This window comes from Neobacillus drentensis NBRC 102427 (genome assembly GCF_001591445.1).
GTDB lineage: Bacteria > Bacillota > Bacilli > Bacillales > Cytobacillaceae > Neobacillus > Neobacillus drentensis.
Map to the genome: position 1 here is coordinate 1 of NZ_BCUX01000071.1, position 19427 is coordinate 19427.

The window sequence follows — 19427 nt, forward strand, 5'->3', positions numbered from 1 at the left end:
TTTATTTAGACAACTTTTATATCATAACATTTCTTACATTCGTCGTCAACACTTTTTTAATTCTCTTTTAAAAGATTAATAGTTTCGAAGACAACTTTTATATGATATCATATCTCATCGCCACCGTCAATCTTTTAATTACTTTCCTGAAAAGATTGAATTGCTTCAACGACAACTTTTATATCTTACCACCTTGATGTCGTTAATACAAGAGTTATTTTTAAAGAATCTACTTTTTCCGTTTATCTTCTATTAATAAATAATATTCCATTCCATTACAGTTTAATTAACACCCTCAGATGTACGGATGTTTATTTTATTACTTTAAAGCATTATAATTGAAGTAACTATTTATAAAATTACGACAAATAAAAGGAGTCTTGAAATTGCTGTCATTTATTTTAGTAGTTATCGTATTATTTCTCATTCCCGGTCCGGCCGTTTTATTAACCATTTCACAAACCGCTCAAGGCGGGAGGAAAACCGGGATTATCACCGGGATTGGGATTGCGGTCGGTGATTTGATCCATACGATTGCAGCCGTGCTCGGACTGTCGGCCATTCTTATGACCTCGGCACTCGCCTTTGATATCGTGAAATATCTGGGTGCCGCCTATTTGATTTTTTTAGGAATAAAGTCGATACTTGAAAAATCTAAAAAACAAGAAGCGCCGACCGTGAAAAAAAGCAATACGATCACATCGTTTCGCCAGGCCTTGTTAGTTGAGATGCTCAATCCGAAAACCGCTCTTTTTTTCTTAGCCTTCTTACCGCAGTTCGTCCATAACAACGGGACCCCTGTTGTCATTCAACTCCTAACGCTTGGACTGACCTTTGTGTTAATGAGCATAGTGTACACTACTCTATTAACATTCCTGACAAGCTCAATTGGTGAAAGACTTTTCTCAAACAAAAACAACAGGCTGGCGCGATGGCAAGGCAAGGTCGTTGGTTCCATTTATATAGGGTTAGGATTAAAACTTGTTCTTCAAACTCAAAATTGACTTCGCCCCATGGATAAATCCAGGGGATTCTTTTTTAAACCTTCATCGAAGCTGCCTTTCGGCCGGGGCTTCCAGGTCTTACTACTTCTCCAGTTCATTACGACATGTAGTAAAAACCACATACCGCAGCCCAATCATAGGCACTACGCCACTGCCCTTATAGCCTCATTGTGCGAGACAATGGGAGCTAAAAGGACTCGGCGATACTTTGTATCTTCTACTTTCGGAAGTACACGATTTTTCGTTAGCTGTTTGTTGACGGACTTGTCCAAAATATTCATGGCACCTACTACATCTCGATGTCCTTCTGCTCCGCACTGACAGCCGAAGTTTCGATCCCTTTGTTTGTGGAATTCTCCACATGACGGGCACGTGCCGGAAGTATAGGACTCTTCCACAAGTTGGACTTTGACTCCTCGATGGTTTAGTTTGTATTTTATTTTTTCGATTAATTGCCCAAAACTCCAGTTGGACAATTGTTGACGAATTTCTTTACGGGTTTTCTTTTTCTTTTTCGTATTCCTTTGAACGCCATCCGGTGTTCCGATATAGAGTGTTTTTATTTGGTTTTCCACACACCAATCCGTGACCATTTTCGAAATCGAATGCAATAGATACTCCATTCTCCGTTCCAGTTTTTCTAAAAAACGGCGTTTACGCAAAATGAGTTTTTTCCTTGTATTCGAACCTGGCCTTTTCCTGCTAATCAGCTTCTGAATTTCTTTCAACCTTTTGTTTCTGTAGCGCTGTAACGAGCGAAGTTCTCTTCCTGTTACAATGAGGTGGACTTTTCCGTCACTTAAAACGGCCGCATGGATGATCCCTAAATCGCAGCCGGCTTCCTTTTTACCTTGAACCTGCTTTTGTTTTGGTACTTCCACTGCTAGATGCATCCAGTATTGATTTTTGTGCCAAACGATTTCGGCACTTTTTATCGTATGGAAATCAATGTGCTTCGGTTGAGGGATCACTAAGGGGGATTGTTGTTTTCCATTGCTAAACCTGAGCTTTTTACCAGTTAATTTAATCGCTGCTTTTTTATATTTAATGGAAAAGAACTTTTTGTATTTCCAAGGGTACCGCCACTGTTTCTCACCTTTTGCCCGTAACACCCTTGTTCTTTTGCAGGTTTCTTCATGTAGCTCGATGATCGATTGTATCGTTTGCGAGTGTAATTTATGGGTGGTGGCATTGTACCATTTCTTTTTTTCAGAGGCACTTGTCCAAACCTGATAGGCATCATATAGCCACCAATGGAGATCCAAGCAGTCATTCCACAGATTCGCTGCTTCCATACGTAAAGTATCGACTAATCGCCTCTCCTCGCCGGTTAAACGGAGCGGAAATTTCCGAATGACAATATCTCCATTCGATTCCTTTTTCTTCTGTTCTTTCATGTTCTTTTTATGGGGTTTCATTTCGGTTTCACCTCCAGACGGAACGTTTGTTCTATATGTTTATTATACTCCTATGGAATAGTAATTGATAGTAAAAAGAAAAAAATATGGCTTATATCCCCATGTCTGAAGAAAGGGGTTTTACGCCACTATTTGATAAATAAAGTAATTAGAAAAAGGCATTTACCCAATGCCTTTTTTTCTAAAGTGTGAAATGGACTATCCCTCCATGAGCTCCTTTATTCTTTGATAGATTGATTTATCATTAATTTTTTTGAACATCCCAATGCTTGGACTAAGATTTGCCTCAATAATATATAAACTTCCATCAGTTGTAATCCCTATATCTAAACCAAACACCTTCGAATCAGGATAAAATTCCTGCAATTCATAGGCGGCTACTAGTAAGATATTATCCATTTCTACGGTTAATTCCGCAAAGTCTATTCCCTCGATATCCGATTTTTCATAAGCTTGTTCTATCGTTTGAAGTTCTTTTACCACGTTCGTTATGAAGTAACCATCCTCTGCTACTTTGACGATCTTCCCAGTCACTTCCCATTCAATAGCAGCTTTCTTCCGCTGGATCATTACTCGGATATCAAATGGATTCCCCTCAATCGTTGCCAAGGGAATCTTTTGTTGGACAATGTGGAGTTTATTTTTCTGCAGGATCTTGTCTAAGAATTCCTGAATAAGATAGCTGTCAAGGATCATTTTATTTTTTTTATTGTGAATTTCATACTGATTTTCCCCACACTTAGATACCTGGACAACTCCATAACCCTGCTTCCCCTCGCTTGGTTTAACCACAACCGTTCCATATTCATTTAAATGCTTCCAAAATGCAGTTTCTGAGAATAAATGAGTCTTAGGCAAGTAATCTACAAGTGTCTTATTTTCTTTCATCACATGATATTTCGTCCATTTGCCGTAGGAATAACTCATACACCCGCCCCCTTTCATTAGAGAGACTTATCTTATTATTCTATTCAAAGCTGCTCCGATGTTCTTGTATGTTCGTCCAAAAGAACAGGGTCTTAAAAATTGGCAAGAAAAATGCGATATGACCATGTCCTTAATTTTTCTTATGCATATATTAATTTGAAAAACCTTTTTGAAGGGGGGTTGTACAAATGGGATGTCGCAAAGAAAAAAGCGATTGCAGCTGCAAGAAAGATTGTTTATGTCGCATTTTAAAGAAGTTCAAGCATAGCGAAGTAACAATTAGAACAAAATCCGGCGATTTCTTTACCGGGGAGTTAAAACGTGTAACAAACGACTGCTGCGTAAAAATCATTGAGCCAGAGATGGTATCTCCTTTTGTTACGGAACGATTGACAGTTATCCGTTGCAAGGACATCGAAAGCTTTTCCGTCGATTTACTAAGCGGTTGATCAATCTAAAAATCCGAAATAAGGCAGTGACAATACCGTCACTGCCTTACCTTGTTTGATCGAAGAATTTTTCGACTGAAGGGGGATGAGCGATAAAATGACTTTGCCTTCTTAAAAACTGCTCCTTGGCATCTGAATGATGATGCCACTGGTGAGGGTAACGTATATAGGCATAGTGTTCCTTCGAAAGCGAATACAGCTTCAGCCCTTTTTCAAAACAAAGCCTCTGAAACCCGCTATCCTCGCCCACATTCACATCGGGAAAGCAAATCTTCTCGAGGATTTTCTTCTTGAAGGCAAGCGTGGCCCCACTTAAAAAATAGGAACTTTTATATGGACCATTATTCACAATCCATCGATTTTCACGATTAGGATTATACAAGCGCAGCTCATGACTTTTTTTGAAATAAATGTAGAAGCTGCTTTTACCAACCATATCCGCCCCTGTTCGAACTAGCGTCCCATATGCCTCGTTTAGATATTCGGGACCGTAATAGTCATCATCATCCATTTTTGTGACAAAATCATACTTAGCTTCGCTTACCCCTTGATTTAAACATGTTCCCAAACTTACTTCCTCTGGAAAGAGGAGAATTTTATGTTCAGCAAAATCCACTTCCATCCCAGAAGAATTAACAATAATAATCAGCTCTTTTTCGATTAACGTTTGTCTCTTGAAATTCTCGATAATATTGTGGACAAAATCCTGCCGATTCGTGCAGGCTATGACAGAAATCATAAGGTCCCTCCCCCATCACGTGCATACTCCTCAAACGTGTCCGTCACCGCAATCCTTCGGCATTGTTTTTGAAAGGTCTCATCAAGGACCCGCCAAGAATGCTGATGGTCCTCCTGATAGCGAATCAGGACATAATCGTAAAGGCTTCCTGAATATAATGATAACTTTCGTTCAAGACAATCCTTTTGAAATTGTATATCCTCGCCATTATTCAACGCCTGGAACTGAACCTTTTCGAGTACTGTCTTTTTAAAAACTAACGTCCCTCCCGCCAAAAACACCCGTTTATTTTTCAAAAAGAAAGAATTCATCCCCGGACGGAATACTGTTAAAAGCTTATCTTTTTTAAAATAAACAAAGATCCCTGCCTTCCCGACGACGTCTGCACCTTTATCCTTCAGTAACCGTAACGCGTTTGCCAAATAAGGAGGTGAATAATAATCGTCATCATCGAATTTAGCGATGACGTCATAGCGCGCCTGCATGGAACCAAAATTCAAACATTCCCCCAATGTTTTCTTTTCATCCAGTTGAAATACACGTATATTTGGCGTAGCTAATTTCTCTAGTTTCATACCATTCTTGTTTAAAATAATAATGAGCTCTTTTTCTCCCAAACTTTGCCGCGAAAAATTATCGATCACCCGCTCAAGCATGTTTTCTCTTATTGTACTGGTTACAACCGTTATCAAGATTGTCCACCCCCTACCCATACCAATCTTTATTTATTTCATAGTATGTAAGAGACTTGAAAAATAGAGGTGAAACATGGAAAAGAAAGTGCTGATTACGGGAGTGGCTGGATTCCTGGGCTCACAGCTAGCTAAGGATTTACTTGAAGCCGGATGTGTTGTCGTTGGAGTCGATAATTTATCATCTGGAAAAATAACCAATCTAAAGGGCCTCTCGGAGGACCGGTTTATTTTTAAGGAGATGGATGCCTGTTCAAGGAAATTACTTACTGACGCTGACCTTCATAACCTCGCGGAAATTTACCATCTTGCCTCTGCTGCTTCTCCAAAATATTATCAAGCAAGCCCTTTTGAAACAATAAATGTGAATACAGTTGGAACGAAAAATATGCTCGAACTCGCCAAAAGGAGACAAGCTAAGATTGTTTATACCAGTACAAGTGAGGCCTATGGGGACCCGGAAATGCACCCGCAGCCGGAAAGCTATCGAGGCAACGTCAATACATGGGGGCCGCGAGCCTGTTACGATGAAGCGAAGCGATTGGGAGAGGTGCTCTGCTATTTGTATTACACGCAGTATCAAACCAAAGTAAAGGTTGCGCGGATTTTTAACACGTATTCGGCAGGGCTTGCGAACGATGATGGACGAGTGATCTCCAACTTTGTCACGCAAGCTCTAAAAGACGAGGATATTACCGTTTATGGAGATGGAACTCAGACGCGGTCGTTTTGCTATGTGACCGATACACTCAACGGACTTAAGCTTTTAATGGAAAAAGACGAGGCCAATGGTGAAATCATCAATATCGGCAACCCGATCGAATATCCAATCATAGAATTAGCAAATTTGGTAAAAACATTGGCAAATTCAGAAAGCAACATTACCTTTCACCCCCTGCCCGAAGACGATCCAAAAGTCCGGCGGCCTGTGATTGACAAAGCAAAGGAATTGTTAGGCTGGGAGCCTGTTATCACATTGGATTCAGGACTTGCGGAAACAATTGAAGAGTATCGAAAAAAGTTACTGTAAATCATGAAAGACCCATTCAATTTTATTTTGAATAGGTCTTTTATTGCAATTAGTCATCAATGTTAAAATTGTCAATTGACCCGCTTGAGTACTTAAGGTAACCAAATCGTAAATACATTTTTTCTGTATGACAAACCTTTTCTTCTAAAAAAGCGTAAAACCTCATCAATTTGTTGATTTGAAACGAGAATAATTCCATCGATTTCTTTTGAACGGTATATAGAATAGGCTTCCTTCAGATTCTTAAGGTTTTGTTCCAGAAAACTTATCATCAAGTAATGATTTTTATGTTCCAGATTATCTTTATAGAAATCAATGTTATTTTTTGTACCTAGTAATAACAGTTTCGGTTTCCTCTTTAAATGTTGAAACCTTTGCTCTGAAATATTTTTAAAGGTGCTAAGTAAAATCTCATTCGTTGTATCAATTTTATTACTATGTGCCAGAGAACTTCCATGAATTCTATATTTATATAAAATTTCTGATACCCTGGCAATATCTCCTTCCTCAAACATCCTCGTCCAAAGATCATAATCATAAGCTATTTTAAACGTCGGATCATATCCACCAATATTTTCATAGGCTTTCTTTGAAAAAAAACCTGTGCCATGGCACAGGGGTGTGCTGTAAAATTGTTCATTTCTGAACTGCTCTTTGCAATTAAAGAAACGGGCTTCCCATTCAAGAGCACTTTCATCTACCCTATCATTTCCAGGGATACATTGAATAAGTGAACCAATTGCTACAAGTCGGGGATCCGATTTAATATATTCCAACTGTCTCTCTAATCTTTGTGCCTCGCTGATATCATCGGCATCTTGCAAAGCAATCCAGTTCCCTTTCGCTTCTTTAATCCCAATATTTAAGGCATTCGCGGCCCCGCCATTCTTTACCAGATGAATAACCTTCACTCTTGAGTCTGTCAGATTATCTAATATCTCTTTTGTCCGATCATTAGAGCCATCATTCACAATAATATATTCATAATCCTGATATGTTTGTCTAAGAATACTTTCAATTGCTTCCTCAAGATACGCTTCTCCGTTATATACCGCTGTTACTACAGATATTTCCATAGATAAAACACGACACCCCCGATAAACAATTTGATTTATCTTATGCACAGGTATAAAAAGTGGAATTGTCTACACGAAAAGAATTGGCATGAATAAACTAAAAGGACTAAGGAATGATTTACGGGTAAAGGAGATCGATATGAGTAAGGTCTATTGCGTAGGCATGATAAAAAATGAAGCGGATATTATTGAATCATACGTGCGATACCATCTCCATATTTTTGACGGAATGGTACTCTTAGATAATGGGAGCACAGATCGTACGCTTGAAATTCTTAACCAATTGCAATCAGAAGGACTTCCAATCTATTTAAAGCATGACAATACACTGGAATATGTCCAGGGAGAAAAAACAACAGAGTTAATCAACTCCACCTTCGAACAATTCGATCCTGATTTTATTTTCCCATTAGATGTAGATGAGTTTTTAGTCACTCCGAATTATTCCGGAAATCCACGAAAATTAATAGACAAATTATCTACCGGTAAAATCTATTACCTTGAAAGAGACTATACGTATTTCCCAATCCACATCAATGAAAATCAGTTATTTATCCCCAAAAGACTCACGTTTGCGAGTCCGATAAAAGATTATTGGCCGAAAGTAGTCATTTCAAAAAAAATTTGGAAAACCTACTCCCCTTCCATTTCCGGTGGAAACCATGACCTGTTATTTGATAAAAGAAATGTAAGAGTGGAGATTTCGCCAAACCTGAAATTAAGGCATTACCCCTATCGGTCTTTGGAACATCTTAAATCAAAAATTACGGTGGGGTGGATGAACACTCTTGCCTCTTATAATTATAATGAAGGTCATAATTATCACTGGTACGACCTCTTTGAAGAACTGAAAAAGAATAATTTAAATATAAGTGTCGATGTTATTCTCGAGCATAATGAGACGTATATTCCAATGGACTTATCTTTCTGTCCATCAGTTGAGGTAAAGTACACAACCGATCATGAAGTCAATGCTATTAGTAACCTGCTAAATTATTGTGAATCCTTAGCAATAAACTATAGAGAAATGGATAAACGACGTCGTGGGGGATCGTAAATGGAACCGATTTCGATAGTAGCACTTAGTAACGATAATTACGCTGTTCATTTAGCGACGATGCTATTTTCTTTATTTGAAAATAAATCTCCTGAAAGCAATTACCAAATCTATATTATTGATGGGGATTTATCGGTAGAAAATAAGTCAAAAATAAATCGCCTTCTTCAGAAATATGATACCTCCCCTATCTATTTAAGTGTGGACCCGAGCATCTATAGACATTGCAAGGCTTGGGGGCATGTTAGTCGCGAAGCATTTTATCGGATATCTATACCTGACCTCTTAGACAAGAGTATAAAAAAGGTGATTTATCTCGATAGTGATTTGATTATCAAAGGCGACCTCCGTGAATTATGGGAGGATGAGCAATTGGAGAAGCAATTCCTGGGAGCCGTCGAGGACCCTGTTGACTTCGCCGGCATCAACTTGCCACGAGGCTATAAATATTTTAATTCCGGCGTCCTGTTAATGAATCTTAGAAAGTGGAGGAAATATAACATTTCGAACAAGGTTCTACTTTTTATTAATAAATATCCAGGAAAAATCATGTGGTGGGACCAGGACGCCCTCAATGCCATTCTTTACAATAAATGGTTTCCACTCGATTACAAATGGAATTATCAAGTCTTTCGGATGGGGCATTTGGACATTAGACCGAAGATTATTCATTTCAATACGGATGTAAAACCATGGAATGGGGAAACGTATCTGAAGGAAGAATATTACTATTATAGGAATCGACTAGAATGGTAGAAAAAGAAAATCCCGTCATTTCTACGCCGACGGGATTTTTCCTTTTTAATTGGAAACTTAAAGTCGCATTTTTTTTAACGAGGCTTTAAATTTTGATAGGTTTATAGTGATGTCATCGTCACCTGTCCACCTATTTCCATTCCGAATTACATATTTGCCTGATTGACCTATAAAATAATCATAATCCAAATGGCCCAATGTACTAATTGCCCAATAATGAGGAATGATATAAGTTGGAGTAAAAATTTCAAGGACTTTTGTTCCGGGCCGGCAAAAGGTTAAATTGGTTAACGCAGCCCCGTGTGCAGCAATAACAACCTCTGCGCCGGAAAATAGCTGCACCTGCTCAGCCACTGAGAGGGATTCCAAATCCACTTTAACAAAACCGTATTTGGTTAGTACCTTCATAACTTGCTCTTCATTCGTAATTTTTCGTGACCATCTTCTACTGATAAAGATTCTTTTTTTATCCGAGGAAAGGTTTTGTGTGTGGTTACTTATAAAAACCTTTCGAAGATAATCATATCCCCATTTTGTTGGGAACGAGGGCTGGGCAGGAAGCAGTAGCTTTTCAGCCTGAACATGGAAACCGCTATGTGTTTTTAGTAATCGATCATCGGAAATTCCAAGTTGATGAAGGGTTTCGTTTTGGTAGGGTTTTTCCTGTTCCGTATTAACGATATACAGCTCGACCGGCGGACCACACTGTGCAAGCAAATCAGTTCGGGGAATGACCTCATACATCCAATGATAATAATTCCTGCTGTAAACATGTGTTAGATCAACAGCATCTTTGATATGAGTTACTTCCGGCAATGTTTTCTCTTGAAAAATAGAATGGGTTTCAGGAGCAATATGAACACCTTCAAATGAGACATCCCATAGGAGTTGATTATCGGGCGTAATAATTGCTCCATTCGCTCCACAGATACGCCCGTTCGGAATGACTGCGAAATACCCACCTGCAAATTCACTTGGATACCATGAAGGTGGACAAGGAGGACGTCGTGTCAAACCATACGAAACAGGGGTTTCAGGGTAAATTTCCTTTATATTTGAAGAGGTTCGTCCCTGCGCTGCCTCCCACTCTTTTATAGAATGAAAGAATCCAATCGGTGGCGGAAAATTATTCAAAAGAACACCCCTATATTATTATTTATTCTTTCGGTTATGGCTTACGCAGGACTACTCTTTATATTATTTACTCTTGTGATGTAAGGTGTAGGGAGGTTGGAAAAATTTAAGGAACATAATCTTTTAGCCGGAATAGTATTATACAATGTATCTTCCTAAACCATTTGGGAGGCGATTTTTTTGCACGATATCCAGCCGCCTCAAGGTATCTATAATTCTGTAAAGGATTGGGTCGAAGCGAACGTCGAATCAGTTTCACAGGGTGCAGTTTTTAAAGAAATTTACCCAGGAACTACTTTTTCAAGACGGTTGAAACGTCCGCCAACTCGCTATCCGACTATTTTAGAAGGTGGATCTGTCGGAGTGATTCCGAATGGACGCGTATGGGGGCTAAATGGAGCGATTGTAACCCCGGATAATCATTTAATCTGGGATGCCTCTTTAGAATTTGTCCATCCACGCTCCAATCATTCCATTTTTAAAGAGGAGATTTTATTCCCTATTTCACAACATTGCGAACTAGCTGCAGACCTCACACATGTTGTTGGCAGAAACTATTATCATTGGATGTATGAAGTGATTCCGCGTATTCATTTACTTCGAGAGAGCGGCGTGCCAGTGGAGCGTTTTATTGTAAAACAGGAACCGGACCACTTACCATTTCAATCTGAAACCTTACACCACCTTGGAATAATGGATGATCAATTAATAAAGACTTACGAAGGATTCCATCTTCAAGCTGACCGGTTAGTTGTTCCGTCCCAGCCCGCGTTTGCAACCAAGTGGGGGTTTGACTTCTTAAGAAGAACTTTTCTAATAGAAGATAACCAGCTCACCACTGAAAATAAGCGAATCTACATTAGTAGAAAATGGTCTCGAATCATCACGAATGAGTCTGACTTATGGGATCTATTAAAGCCATATGGTTTTATCAAGGTTGAGCTTGAGACCCTTTCAGTCGCTGAGCAAGCCCGGCTTTTTTCAACTGCAGAAGTCATTGTTGGCGCCCATGGAGCAGGATTAGCAAATTTGACCTTTTGCAGGCCGGATACAAAAGTGATTGAAATTTTCACCCCGACTTTTATTACTCCCCTATATTGGGTAATCAGTTCATTTGGAAAATTGGATCATCATTATTTTATTGGTCATTACGGAGGACCAGGTCCTACACAGGAAAATCGAGGATGGGCCGGACTGGATAACATTACCGTTAACCTGCGCAGATTTGCCGCTTTCATGAGAAATATGAAACTTTAAAAACTATCCACTTAGTGCAGTGGATAGTTTTTTAGTTATACCCGTTAGGATGCTTCCTGTGCCAATTCCATGCCGTTTCAATGGTCGATATGATATCGTATCTTGGGGCCCAGCCAAGGACAGTGCGAATTTTTTGGGATGATGCCACTAGCTGTGGTGGATCACCTTTTCGCCGCGGCTGAATCTTTACATTGGCTTTGGCGCCGGCAACCTGCTCACAGAGGTGAATCATTTCTAAAACAGATACGCCATGTTCATTCCCCAAATTGAAGATTTCCGCCGTTTTTCGCCCCTGATTTTTCAATAAATATTCCAATGCTAAAATATGACCCGCGGACAAATCGGTTACGTGAATATAATCGCGAATGCACGTGCCGTCCGAAGTCGCGTAATCATTCCCCCAAATTTCTATATAGGATGACTTCCCCTGTAAATGTCTTAAGATATTGGGAATCAAATGGGTTTCGGGGTCATGGTCCTCTCCTACTTCACCGGATGGATGGGCTCCGGCCACATTAAAATATCGGAGGGCGATATAATTGAAGTCAGCACTAGCTGAAATACTATTTAACATGGTTTCTATCATTAATTTCGACTTTCCATAGGGATTAATCGGGTGAGTCGGCAGCTTTTCATCGATGGTTGATTGATTCGGTATCCCATAGGTTGCACAGGTTGAGGAAAAGATAAAATGCTTAATCTGGTATTCAGTCATTTTTTGAAGTAAGCGAACGGTTTCCACCACATTATTTTGATAGTATTTAAGGGGATGAACAACAGATTCACCTACAAGACAGCTTGCCGCAAAGTGCATAACTGCTTGTATGGAATACGTTTTAAATATAAGATCAAGGAGTTTTGGATCTCCCGCATCCCCCCGTATAAAAATGGCCCGTTTATCCACTGCTTCGATATGCCCGGTTGTTAGATTATCGATAACTATAACGGAATATCCCCTATCCGCAAGATCCCTGACAACATGACTGCCAATATAACCAGCTCCACCCGTAACCAAAATCATTGTTTATCCCACTCCCTTCTTGTTTAAGGAAAAGTAAATAGAGAATGAGCTAATCCTCTTTCTAATGATTAGCAACTCCAAAGTAGTAGAACCCCAGTTTCTCCACTTTCTCCCTATCAAGCATATTTCTCCCGTCAAAAATATAAGGCTGCTTCATTATCGGCTTAAGGCTCAGCCAATTTAGATATTTATAATCATCCCAATCCGTGCAAATAACGAGTGCATCCGCACTGGCAACGGTTGCTTCAATCGTCGGAAATTGATGGGGTGCTCCCGTTTTCACAATCGGATCATGTGTCTTAATCGTTGCCTGTTCTTCTAGTAATTTATCAATCAAAACAAGACTTGGCGACTCCCTTATATCATCCGTATTCGCTTTAAAGGATAACCCGAGCACGGCAATCGTTTTATTTTTCAAATCAGCGCCGAGGGACTGTTTTATTTTTTCAATAAAATAAACCGGCTGTTCCGCGTTAACCTTGACTACTGCTTCAAGAATGGATAAAGGATTTCCGAGTTCCTTAGCAGTTTGGATTAACGCATTAACATCCTTTGGAAAACAGGAGCCGCCGTAGCCCATCCCCGCTTTTAAAAAATGCGGATTAATCCGGTGGTCAAGCCCGATTCCGTTCGAGACATCCTTCACATTAATGGCGAGGTTGTCACAGACTCTTGCTAATTCATTGATATAGGAAATTTTCAACGCGAGGAAAGAATTGGCCGCATACTTAATCATTTCGGAGGCTTTTGGGTGTGTTTCGACGATTGGGCAGTGGAAGTCTTTATATAATTCTCTCATGATGGTTCGGGCGGTTTCACTCGTTGTACCGATAACGATACGGTCTGGATTCAGTGCATCTTGAAGAGCGGAGCCCTCGCGCAGGAATTCGGGATTCGAGACAACATCGAATGGAATCGGGGCAGTTTGATTTTCTTGGATGATGTTTGTCACTAATTCAGCTGTCCCGACTGGTACGGTGCTTTTGGTAACGATAACCTTGTATTTGTTGATGTGCTGACCAATCGATTTTGCGACATTTCTTACAAAGGTAAGATCGGCGCTGCCGTCCGGTCCCTGTGGGGTGCCGACGCAAATGAAGATCAGATCATTCTCCTTAATTGCAGTTTCCGTATCTTTTGTAAAAGAAAGCTGATTGGTTTGGATATGCTTTGTTAACAGTTCCTCCAGGCCTGGCTCAAAGAAATGTAGTTTACCGATCTTTAATGCTTGAATTTTTTGATCATCCAGATCTAGACCTGTTACCTTGTGGCCCATTTCACAGAAGATCAGTCCTGTTGTCGTTCCCACGTACCCTGTTCCGATGATTAAGATTTTCACTGAGCCTTATCCCTCCTTTGAATCCCAAATATAATTAATGAGGTCGATATACTCGGACATCTTGGCAATGTCAAAGCACTTGCCCTCAATTTCCAACCCATAGCTTGTATAATCTCTCGCCATTGCTTTGATGGCATCGGTTAATTGAATTTCTCCACCAACACCCGGTTTCACGTTTTCAAGATAGGAGAAAATGGATGGGTTAAAAATATAACGGCCAATTACCGCTAAATCTGATGGGGGTGATTCTTGTGGTTTTTCGACAATGTCTTTAATTTTATATTGTGTATTTTTTAATAGTTCTGGTTGAATGACTCCATAATTTTTTAACTGAGACGGGGCCATTTTTTTAACCCCAACGATATTTCCCTGATATTCGATGAACATATCGATTAACTGTCTTAACGGTTCCTTTTCGTTTTGAAGAATAATTTCATCAGGGAGCAGGACGGCAAAAGGTTCATTTCCTACAAAGTGCTTGCCAAGCAGGATGGCCTCCCCTAATCCACGAGCATAGGACTGCCGGACATATTGGATATGCACATTTGGAAGACTGATTTCCTTTAAAAGATGTTTCTTATCTTTTTCTTCTAGATAAGTCTCCAATTCTACCGATCGATCGTAATAATCAAGAATCATATTCTTTGATCTTGATACGACAATGAGGATTTGCTCGATTCCCGAGTTAATCGCTTCTTCTACGATATAATCAAGCGCCGGCCTTCCACAGATCGGCAGCATCTCTTTCGGCAAAACTTTTGTGATTGGCAAGGTTCTTGTTCCATAACCTGCTGCAGGAATGATTGCTTTTCTTACCATATCTCTTCCCTCCTTGCGAACTAGTATCAATTTATTCCTAAAAGGAATGGAGGGAAGCTTGTCCAACATAGAAAGGGCGGTAAAATGGGGAGTTGTCCCAGAGTAGCGGAAGCACCAGCGCCCTGAACAAAAAAAACGACCCCATTATGGTCGGGACCGTCACTATAACATCCAATTATTGTCCGCGTGTTGCTGACAAATGTACATTTGTGGTGCCTGACACCATTTTATTGACACCATAACCTTCAGATCCAGCCTTTTTGTTTGGCGATGCCGGCGGCTTCGGTTCGGTTTTTTGCGTTTAGCTTGTGGATGATTTCGGAGATGTAGTTGCGGACGGTCCCGGATGATAGGTAAAGCTCGGAGGTTATTTCTTTGGTCGTTTTTCCTAAAGCTGCTAATCTCAGAATCTCTTGTTCTTTAGCTGACAGCGGATTTTCCTCACGGATGACGTTAAAGGTGAGTTCCGGACTGAAGACGCGCTTACCTGCTATCACCTTGCGAATCGCATCGGCGAGCTCGTCAATTTCCCCATCCTTCAGCAAGTAGCCGTGAACACCAATTTTCACGGCCCGTTCAAAATAGCCGGGACGCGCAAACGTCGTCAAGATGATCACCTTACTTGGAGCAGACCTTCGTACAAGTTCTTCCGCCACTTCCAGTCCATTCATCCCAGGCATTTCAATATCCATCAAACACACTTCCGGCTCTTGTTCAAGAATGGAACGAAGGGCCTCTTCCCCGTTCATTGCTTGGCCAATCACCTTCATATCAGCCTCTAAATCGAGCAAGGAACCAAGCGCCCCTAGTAACATTCGTTGATCTTCTGCAATAAATAAGCGGATCATCCCGCCGCCCCCTTTCTGTTGATTACTGGAATGGTCATTTCCAAAACCGCGCCGTTATGATTTGAAAGAACCAATCTGCCTTCAATAAGCGCCAACCGCTCTTCCATCCCTCGCAAACCATTCCCAAATGAATGCTGACTACTAACTCCCATCCCGTCATCGCGGACGACGATATTCATTTTTTCAGAAAAAAGCTGAACGGAGATGGCACAATGGGTGGCCTGGCTATGCTTGACGACATTCGTCACCGCCTCACGGATACACATAGCAACGATATTTTGTGTAAAAGGAGATAACTCCGCGAAATCAACCGCGCCCTCATAACGGTAAGTAATACCCGCTGCCCGCAAAATTTGCTGGACCTGGACGAGTTCTTCTGCGATGGTTGCAGCCCGCATATCGGTCACTAGCTCACGCACCTGCTTTAGGGCGGCGCGAGAAGTGACTTCCATTTCCTTTGCTTCCAACCGGGCCCATTCCGGATCCATGGTCGTTAGCCTCTGAACCAACTGGCTTTTTAACGTCAACAGCGACAACGTATGACCGAGCGTATCATGGAGGTCGCGGGCAATCCGCACCCTCTCCTCGCGCTTCACCAACTCGGCAATCTGCTGGTTCGCTTGATCAAGCTTCTTCTCGAGTTCCATCCTGCGGTTCATTGAACGGATCCCAAACGGTGAGATTAACATAATGATGAGAAAAGGAACGAAGTAAATGAGTTCTGACGGTGAAAAAAATGTCTTGGTCTGGACAACATGAAAGACGAACGGCAGAATTTGCACACACGCCAGGGTCGTCAGACCGCGATAGAATTTTGGTTTTTCCTGATACCAGCCAATAAAGTTCGCAGGGAAAAAACCTAAAAACATGTAGTTCAGGTGATAAAACGTGCTAAAGATAAACACAATCGCCAACTGAAGGGCAAGCCAGTAGGTGAACGATTTTTCCCCCATGGAGAAATAAAGCTGCCGATACGTGACTAAAAAAAGCAGCACCATCCCAAAACCGATGAGCTGCTTCTCCCCTGCTTCCTTCGTCAAATAAAAGATAGGAAATCCTAAATAAATGAGAAAGATATAGGGGAAAAATCCAAATTTACTTGGAAAAATTGACCTTTTCATCTCATCACGCCACTTCTTGTTTTCGTCTAATATACTTCGATAGTAGCATGAAAACGGCTAAATAGGCGACCAAAATCAGAATATTTTTCCAATTAGGCAGTTCGCCCCGTACAATCTCCCAAGCCCCATTACCAAAATTATAAGACGGGAGCCATTTGCCAATCGTTTGCATCATCTTCGGCATCACCTCAAGCGGCATCCATAGACCGCCGGAAACCGCTAGCACCATGTAAATCACATTGCTAATCCCAGCTGCCGTTTCTACTTTTTTCATCAATCCGATTAAGGTTCCGATCGCAAGGAATGGCAATGAACCGAGCAAAATCCATAAACCGCTCATCACCCATTCAATGGGTGTAAGCGAAACACTGTTGATAAATGCACCTGCGATGAAAATAATCGTAATCGATAACGCATGAATCACGCTTTGACCAATCATTTGTGCAGCAAAATAAACACTGTCGGAGAGCGGGGTAATGCGGATAAACGTCGACCACCCTTGGGATCGTTCTTGGACCATCCGAATGCCGAGCGTCATCATTGAGGAGCCCATTACACTAAAAACGGTCATCGACATGAGGTAATGCGCTTGCCATTCCGCTTTGTTCGGTACGTCGGAATTCACTAAATTTGTAAATATATAATAGAAGATAATTGGCATCACGAGCGACCAAAATACAAAATATCTGTTCCTGAGAATTCTGATAATCTCCACTTTACACTGCATTTGAAAGGTTTTCATTTAAATAGCCTCCTTTGTTCCACTAGTTAGTTGTTCGAACGCTTCCTCTAGCTTCCCACGTTCAATTTGGATGTCCCGCGCACCGATTTTTTCTTGAAAAATAAGCTCCAATACTCGGTCTGTATTGGTCGCTTGGACATATACACGGTTATTTTTCCGATAAATATCATCAATTTCCTCGTGTTGGTACAGTTTTTCAAGTGGCCTCTCCGGGTCGACGATAAACGAAACCGATTGCTTTGAGATTCTCGCTTTGATCTGTGCCGGCGTTCCGTCCGCCACTATTGCTCCATCTTTAAAAAGTAAGATCCGGTCAGCCGCGTCATCCGCTTCCTGCAAGTAATGGGTCGAAAAAATAATCGTTTTGCCTTGTTCAGCCAAATAGTGAACGGTTTGCCAAAAGCGGTTTCGTGACGTAATATCCATGCCTACAGTTGGTTCATCAAAAATGATGAACTCCGGGTCCCCTGCAAGGGCGAGGGCAAAGCTTAAACGGCGTTTTTGCCCGCCTGATAATTTTTCAGCCCGCGTTTTTAAGTCCTGCTCGGTTAAGCCTGTTAAATCAATCAAGTCCTTCATGGCAAGCGGCTGTTGATAATAGCTTCTGATAAGCTCAAGGATTTCGCTCACCTTCAAGCCTGGAATGACACTGACTTCCTGCAGCATCGTTCCAATTTTTTCTCGAACTTGTTTTTCGTTTGGCTGGCGGTTAAATAGTTTGACCTCTCCGCTGGATGGTTGAAGCAGCCCCAAGATCATGGAAATCGTCGTCGTCTTTCCGGCCCCATTCGGTCCGAGAATCGCAACTACCTCACCTTTCCCGATCGAAAAGGATACATCATTAACGGCTGTTTTATATTGAAATGACTTTGTCACCTTGTTTAAGCTTAGAATTTCGTTCATTTGTCGAACACCTCCTGCTTTGTTGATTTTATTTTATGATACGGAGGAGGTAAATTTTAGTAAGGAATGTCATCAAAATGAGGTGACAAATGTCATCTTCTTTGTCTTTTTCTGCTGGGACAGGTCTAAGGATATTAACAAGGTTATCAACATTTATTTCGGTAGTATCCACAAAAAGTGGCAAGATATCAACAGATTTCAATTATTTATGCACAGAATATGTGGGCAACTTTGGCATATTCATATAGAGTTTACCAACGAGTGAAGTTATCCACATATCCCACAGGATTATCCACAAAACTAACAGGTTTACCCACAAATCACTTTCCCATATCCACAATTCCTGATACAATTATCCACAAAAACGAATTACAAAAGACCTAGATTACTCTCTAGGTCTTTTGTAATTAGCTTTTTGATTATCCTCTAGCTTTGCACTATCGTAACTATCCAAAATTTCCTTCAGTTCTCCCGTATCTCCTTTTGCATTAATAATCTCAAAAAGTTCATTTAACCCATCACTAATTTCCTCATCGTCCTGCTTCATTGACATGACCTCCCTTTTTATTCATAGGGTACCCATAGGAAGTAAAACTATTTTTGTAAACAGGTTTTATTTTAGGATGAGAGAATTATGTCGAAAACATTCCTGCCCACACGACAGTATTCTTGCTTTTTCCAATTCATTATTTGCTATCTTAAAGGAAAGAATTGATCGGAGGGCAATTGCATGTATTTTGAATGTTTGTTAGATGCCATATTGGGAGAACGACAAATTTTCCATATTATCGATTGCTCAATCTGCGGGTTTGAGGAAGTTTATTATGAAAGCCCAAGAGCCCTACAGCTAATTGGACGAGCCTGTTCACACTGCAACTTTGTTCAAAGATTTGATGATTAAACAATCGGAAGCAGAGCCTGAATTCAGTAAAGGGTTCCGTTTTCGGGTGCATTCTTATTAAAAGATACAAGAATTGACATATGAATAGGCGGAAAAATTCCGCTTAATTCGTGATTAGTATAAAAATAAGCTTAAATAGACGGAGAGATTCCGCCTATTGATTCGAAAAATTCAAAAATGGGGGGTTTTTCCTT

21 protein-coding genes are annotated in these 19427 nt (G+C 40.7%); 7 read left to right on the forward strand and 14 right to left on the reverse strand.

Going from position 1 to position 19427, the window contains the following annotated elements; translation table 11 throughout:
* The first annotated feature begins 386 nt into the window (after window positions 1-386).
* A complete protein-coding gene (locus tag BDR01S_RS22290) occupies window positions 387-1004 on the forward strand; it encodes a LysE family translocator (RefSeq protein WP_066258956.1) in 618 nt (205 codons plus the stop codon).
* 143 nt (window positions 1005-1147) lie between these two features.
* Here BDR01S_RS22290 and BDR01S_RS22295 read toward each other — a convergent pair whose 3' ends face one another.
* Both BDR01S_RS22295 and BDR01S_RS22300 read right to left on the reverse strand, forming a co-directional pair.
* Window positions 1148-2422 (reverse strand): RNA-guided endonuclease InsQ/TnpB family protein, encoded by a 1275-nt coding sequence (locus BDR01S_RS22295; protein ID WP_066258960.1) that lies wholly within the window; start codon window positions 2420-2422, stop codon window positions 1148-1150.
* Between the two features lie 198 nt (window positions 2423-2620).
* Window positions 2621-3349 carry a YheC/YheD family protein gene (locus tag BDR01S_RS22300; protein ID WP_066258961.1) on the reverse strand — a complete coding sequence of 243 codons (729 nt, stop codon included), beginning with the start codon at window positions 3347-3349 and terminating at the stop codon, window positions 2621-2623.
* A 188-nt stretch (window positions 3350-3537) separates the two neighbouring features.
* On the opposite strand from BDR01S_RS22300, the gene BDR01S_RS25945 reads away from it, so the two are divergent.
* Entirely contained in the window at window positions 3538-3798 is a 261-nt protein-coding gene (locus tag BDR01S_RS25945) for a hypothetical protein (RefSeq protein ID WP_066258962.1), read from the forward strand.
* Window positions 3799-3844: 46 nt separating this feature from the next.
* On the opposite strand, the gene BDR01S_RS22305 is transcribed toward BDR01S_RS25945, so the two are convergent.
* Entirely contained in the window at window positions 3845-4537 is a 693-nt protein-coding gene (locus tag BDR01S_RS22305; RefSeq protein ID WP_066258964.1) for a glycosyltransferase family 2 protein, read from the reverse strand.
* Window positions 4534-5229, reverse strand: coding sequence for a glycosyltransferase family 2 protein (locus BDR01S_RS22310; protein WP_066258966.1), 696 nt, complete (start codon window positions 5227-5229; stop codon window positions 4534-4536). Before BDR01S_RS22310 ends, BDR01S_RS22305 begins: the two co-directional genes overlap by 4 nt.
* Before the next feature lie 76 nt (window positions 5230-5305).
* Between BDR01S_RS22310 and BDR01S_RS22315 the strand changes: the two genes are divergently transcribed.
* Window positions 5306-6259, forward strand: a complete 954-nt coding sequence (locus tag BDR01S_RS22315) for an NAD-dependent epimerase/dehydratase family protein (protein WP_066258967.1) — start codon at window positions 5306-5308, stop codon at window positions 6257-6259.
* 92 nt (window positions 6260-6351) lie between these two features.
* On the opposite strand, the gene BDR01S_RS22320 is transcribed toward BDR01S_RS22315, so the two are convergent.
* The gene (locus BDR01S_RS22320; RefSeq protein WP_066258969.1) at window positions 6352-7335 is read right to left on the reverse strand and encodes a glycosyltransferase family 2 protein; all 984 of its coding nucleotides are present in this window, start codon (window positions 7333-7335) and stop codon (window positions 6352-6354) included.
* Between the two features lie 88 nt (window positions 7336-7423).
* Between BDR01S_RS22320 and BDR01S_RS22325 the strand changes: the two genes are divergently transcribed.
* Window positions 7424-8392: a glycosyltransferase family 2 protein gene (locus BDR01S_RS22325; protein ID WP_235846639.1), complete on the forward strand. Its 969-nt coding sequence runs from the start codon at window positions 7424-7426 to the stop codon at window positions 8390-8392.
* On the forward strand, window positions 8393-9148 hold the full coding sequence (locus BDR01S_RS22330) for a glycosyltransferase family 8 protein (protein ID WP_066258973.1): 756 nt from the start codon (window positions 8393-8395) through the stop codon (window positions 9146-9148).
* Between the two features lie 57 nt (window positions 9149-9205).
* On the opposite strand, the gene BDR01S_RS22335 is transcribed toward BDR01S_RS22330, so the two are convergent.
* Window positions 9206-10282 (reverse strand): glycosyltransferase family 61 protein, encoded by a 1077-nt coding sequence (locus BDR01S_RS22335; protein WP_066258974.1) that lies wholly within the window; start codon window positions 10280-10282, stop codon window positions 9206-9208.
* 180 nt (window positions 10283-10462) lie between these two features.
* On the opposite strand from BDR01S_RS22335, the gene BDR01S_RS22340 reads away from it, so the two are divergent.
* Window positions 10463-11539, forward strand: a complete 1077-nt coding sequence (locus tag BDR01S_RS22340; RefSeq protein WP_066258976.1) for a glycosyltransferase family 61 protein — start codon at window positions 10463-10465, stop codon at window positions 11537-11539.
* A 31-nt stretch (window positions 11540-11570) separates the two neighbouring features.
* On the opposite strand, the gene galE is transcribed toward BDR01S_RS22340, so the two are convergent.
* From galE to BDR01S_RS25950, 8 genes are all read right to left on the reverse strand, one after another.
* Window positions 11571-12560, reverse strand: a complete 990-nt coding sequence (gene galE / locus BDR01S_RS22345; RefSeq protein WP_066258979.1) for a UDP-glucose 4-epimerase GalE — start codon at window positions 12558-12560, stop codon at window positions 11571-11573.
* Window positions 12561-12621: 61 nt separating this feature from the next.
* Window positions 12622-13899 (reverse strand): UDP-glucose dehydrogenase family protein, encoded by a 1278-nt coding sequence (locus BDR01S_RS22350; RefSeq protein WP_082797546.1) that lies wholly within the window; start codon window positions 13897-13899, stop codon window positions 12622-12624.
* A 6-nt stretch (window positions 13900-13905) separates the two neighbouring features.
* Window positions 13906-14718 carry a UTP--glucose-1-phosphate uridylyltransferase gene (locus BDR01S_RS22355; RefSeq protein ID WP_066258980.1) on the reverse strand — a complete coding sequence of 271 codons (813 nt, stop codon included), beginning with the start codon at window positions 14716-14718 and terminating at the stop codon, window positions 13906-13908.
* 245 nt (window positions 14719-14963) lie between these two features.
* Window positions 14964-15566: a response regulator transcription factor gene (locus tag BDR01S_RS22360; RefSeq protein WP_066258981.1), complete on the reverse strand. Its 603-nt coding sequence runs from the start codon at window positions 15564-15566 to the stop codon at window positions 14964-14966.
* Window positions 15563-16687, reverse strand: a complete 1125-nt coding sequence (locus tag BDR01S_RS22365; RefSeq protein WP_066258982.1) for a sensor histidine kinase — start codon at window positions 16685-16687, stop codon at window positions 15563-15565. The genes BDR01S_RS22360 and BDR01S_RS22365 overlap by 4 nt, the downstream gene beginning before the upstream one ends.
* Window positions 16688-16691: 4 nt before the next feature.
* Entirely contained in the window at window positions 16692-17429 is a 738-nt protein-coding gene (locus BDR01S_RS22370) for an ABC transporter permease (RefSeq protein WP_066258984.1), read from the reverse strand.
* Complete coding sequence (locus tag BDR01S_RS22375; RefSeq protein ID WP_066258985.1) at window positions 17430-18332, reverse strand: ABC transporter ATP-binding protein; 903 nt, start codon at window positions 18330-18332, stop codon at window positions 17430-17432. It abuts the gene before it with no gap.
* Window positions 18333-18717: 385 nt separating this feature from the next.
* A complete protein-coding gene (locus tag BDR01S_RS25950) occupies window positions 18718-18879 on the reverse strand; it encodes a hypothetical protein (protein WP_169801473.1) in 162 nt (53 codons plus the stop codon).
* Window positions 18880-19062: 183 nt separating this feature from the next.
* Between BDR01S_RS25950 and BDR01S_RS25955 the strand changes: the two genes are divergently transcribed.
* Window positions 19063-19233: an acyltransferase gene (locus tag BDR01S_RS25955; protein WP_066258986.1), complete on the forward strand. Its 171-nt coding sequence runs from the start codon at window positions 19063-19065 to the stop codon at window positions 19231-19233.
* Window positions 19234-19427 lie beyond the last annotated feature (194 nt).

What these genes read in the sequence shown, in the direction of transcription:
- BDR01S_RS22295 (WP_066258960.1), bottom strand. Translation starts at nt 2,422, where the DNA reads ATGAAACCCCATAAAAAGAACATGAAAGAACAGAAGAAAAAGGAATCG.
- BDR01S_RS22300 (WP_066258961.1), bottom strand. Translation starts at nt 3,349, where the DNA reads ATGAGTTATTCCTACGGCAAATGGACGAAATATCATGTGATGAAAGAA.
- BDR01S_RS25945 (WP_066258962.1), top strand. Translation starts at nt 3,538, where the DNA reads ATGGGATGTCGCAAAGAAAAAAGCGATTGCAGCTGCAAGAAAGATTGT.
- BDR01S_RS22305 (WP_066258964.1), bottom strand. Translation starts at nt 4,537, where the DNA reads ATGATTTCTGTCATAGCCTGCACGAATCGGCAGGATTTTGTCCACAAT.
- BDR01S_RS22315 (WP_066258967.1), top strand. Translation starts at nt 5,306, where the DNA reads ATGGAAAAGAAAGTGCTGATTACGGGAGTGGCTGGATTCCTGGGCTCA.
- BDR01S_RS22320 (WP_066258969.1), bottom strand. Translation starts at nt 7,335, where the DNA reads ATGGAAATATCTGTAGTAACAGCGGTATATAACGGAGAAGCGTATCTT.
- BDR01S_RS22325 (WP_235846639.1), top strand. Translation starts at nt 7,424, where the DNA reads ATGAATAAACTAAAAGGACTAAGGAATGATTTACGGGTAAAGGAGATC.
- BDR01S_RS22330 (WP_066258973.1), top strand. Translation starts at nt 8,393, where the DNA reads ATGGAACCGATTTCGATAGTAGCACTTAGTAACGATAATTACGCTGTT.
- galE (WP_066258979.1), bottom strand. Translation starts at nt 12,560, where the DNA reads ATGATTTTGGTTACGGGTGGAGCTGGTTATATTGGCAGTCATGTTGTC.
- BDR01S_RS22355 (WP_066258980.1), bottom strand. Translation starts at nt 14,718, where the DNA reads ATGGTAAGAAAAGCAATCATTCCTGCAGCAGGTTATGGAACAAGAACC.
- BDR01S_RS22360 (WP_066258981.1), bottom strand. Translation starts at nt 15,566, where the DNA reads ATGATCCGCTTATTTATTGCAGAAGATCAACGAATGTTACTAGGGGCG.
- BDR01S_RS22365 (WP_066258982.1), bottom strand. Translation starts at nt 16,687, where the DNA reads ATGAAAAGGTCAATTTTTCCAAGTAAATTTGGATTTTTCCCCTATATC.
- BDR01S_RS22370 (WP_066258984.1), bottom strand. Translation starts at nt 17,429, where the DNA reads ATGAAAACCTTTCAAATGCAGTGTAAAGTGGAGATTATCAGAATTCTC.
- BDR01S_RS22375 (WP_066258985.1), bottom strand. Translation starts at nt 18,332, where the DNA reads ATGAACGAAATTCTAAGCTTAAACAAGGTGACAAAGTCATTTCAATAT.
- BDR01S_RS25950 (WP_169801473.1), bottom strand. Translation starts at nt 18,879, where the DNA reads ATGAAGCAGGACGATGAGGAAATTAGTGATGGGTTAAATGAACTTTTT.
- BDR01S_RS25955 (WP_066258986.1), top strand. Translation starts at nt 19,063, where the DNA reads ATGTATTTTGAATGTTTGTTAGATGCCATATTGGGAGAACGACAAATT.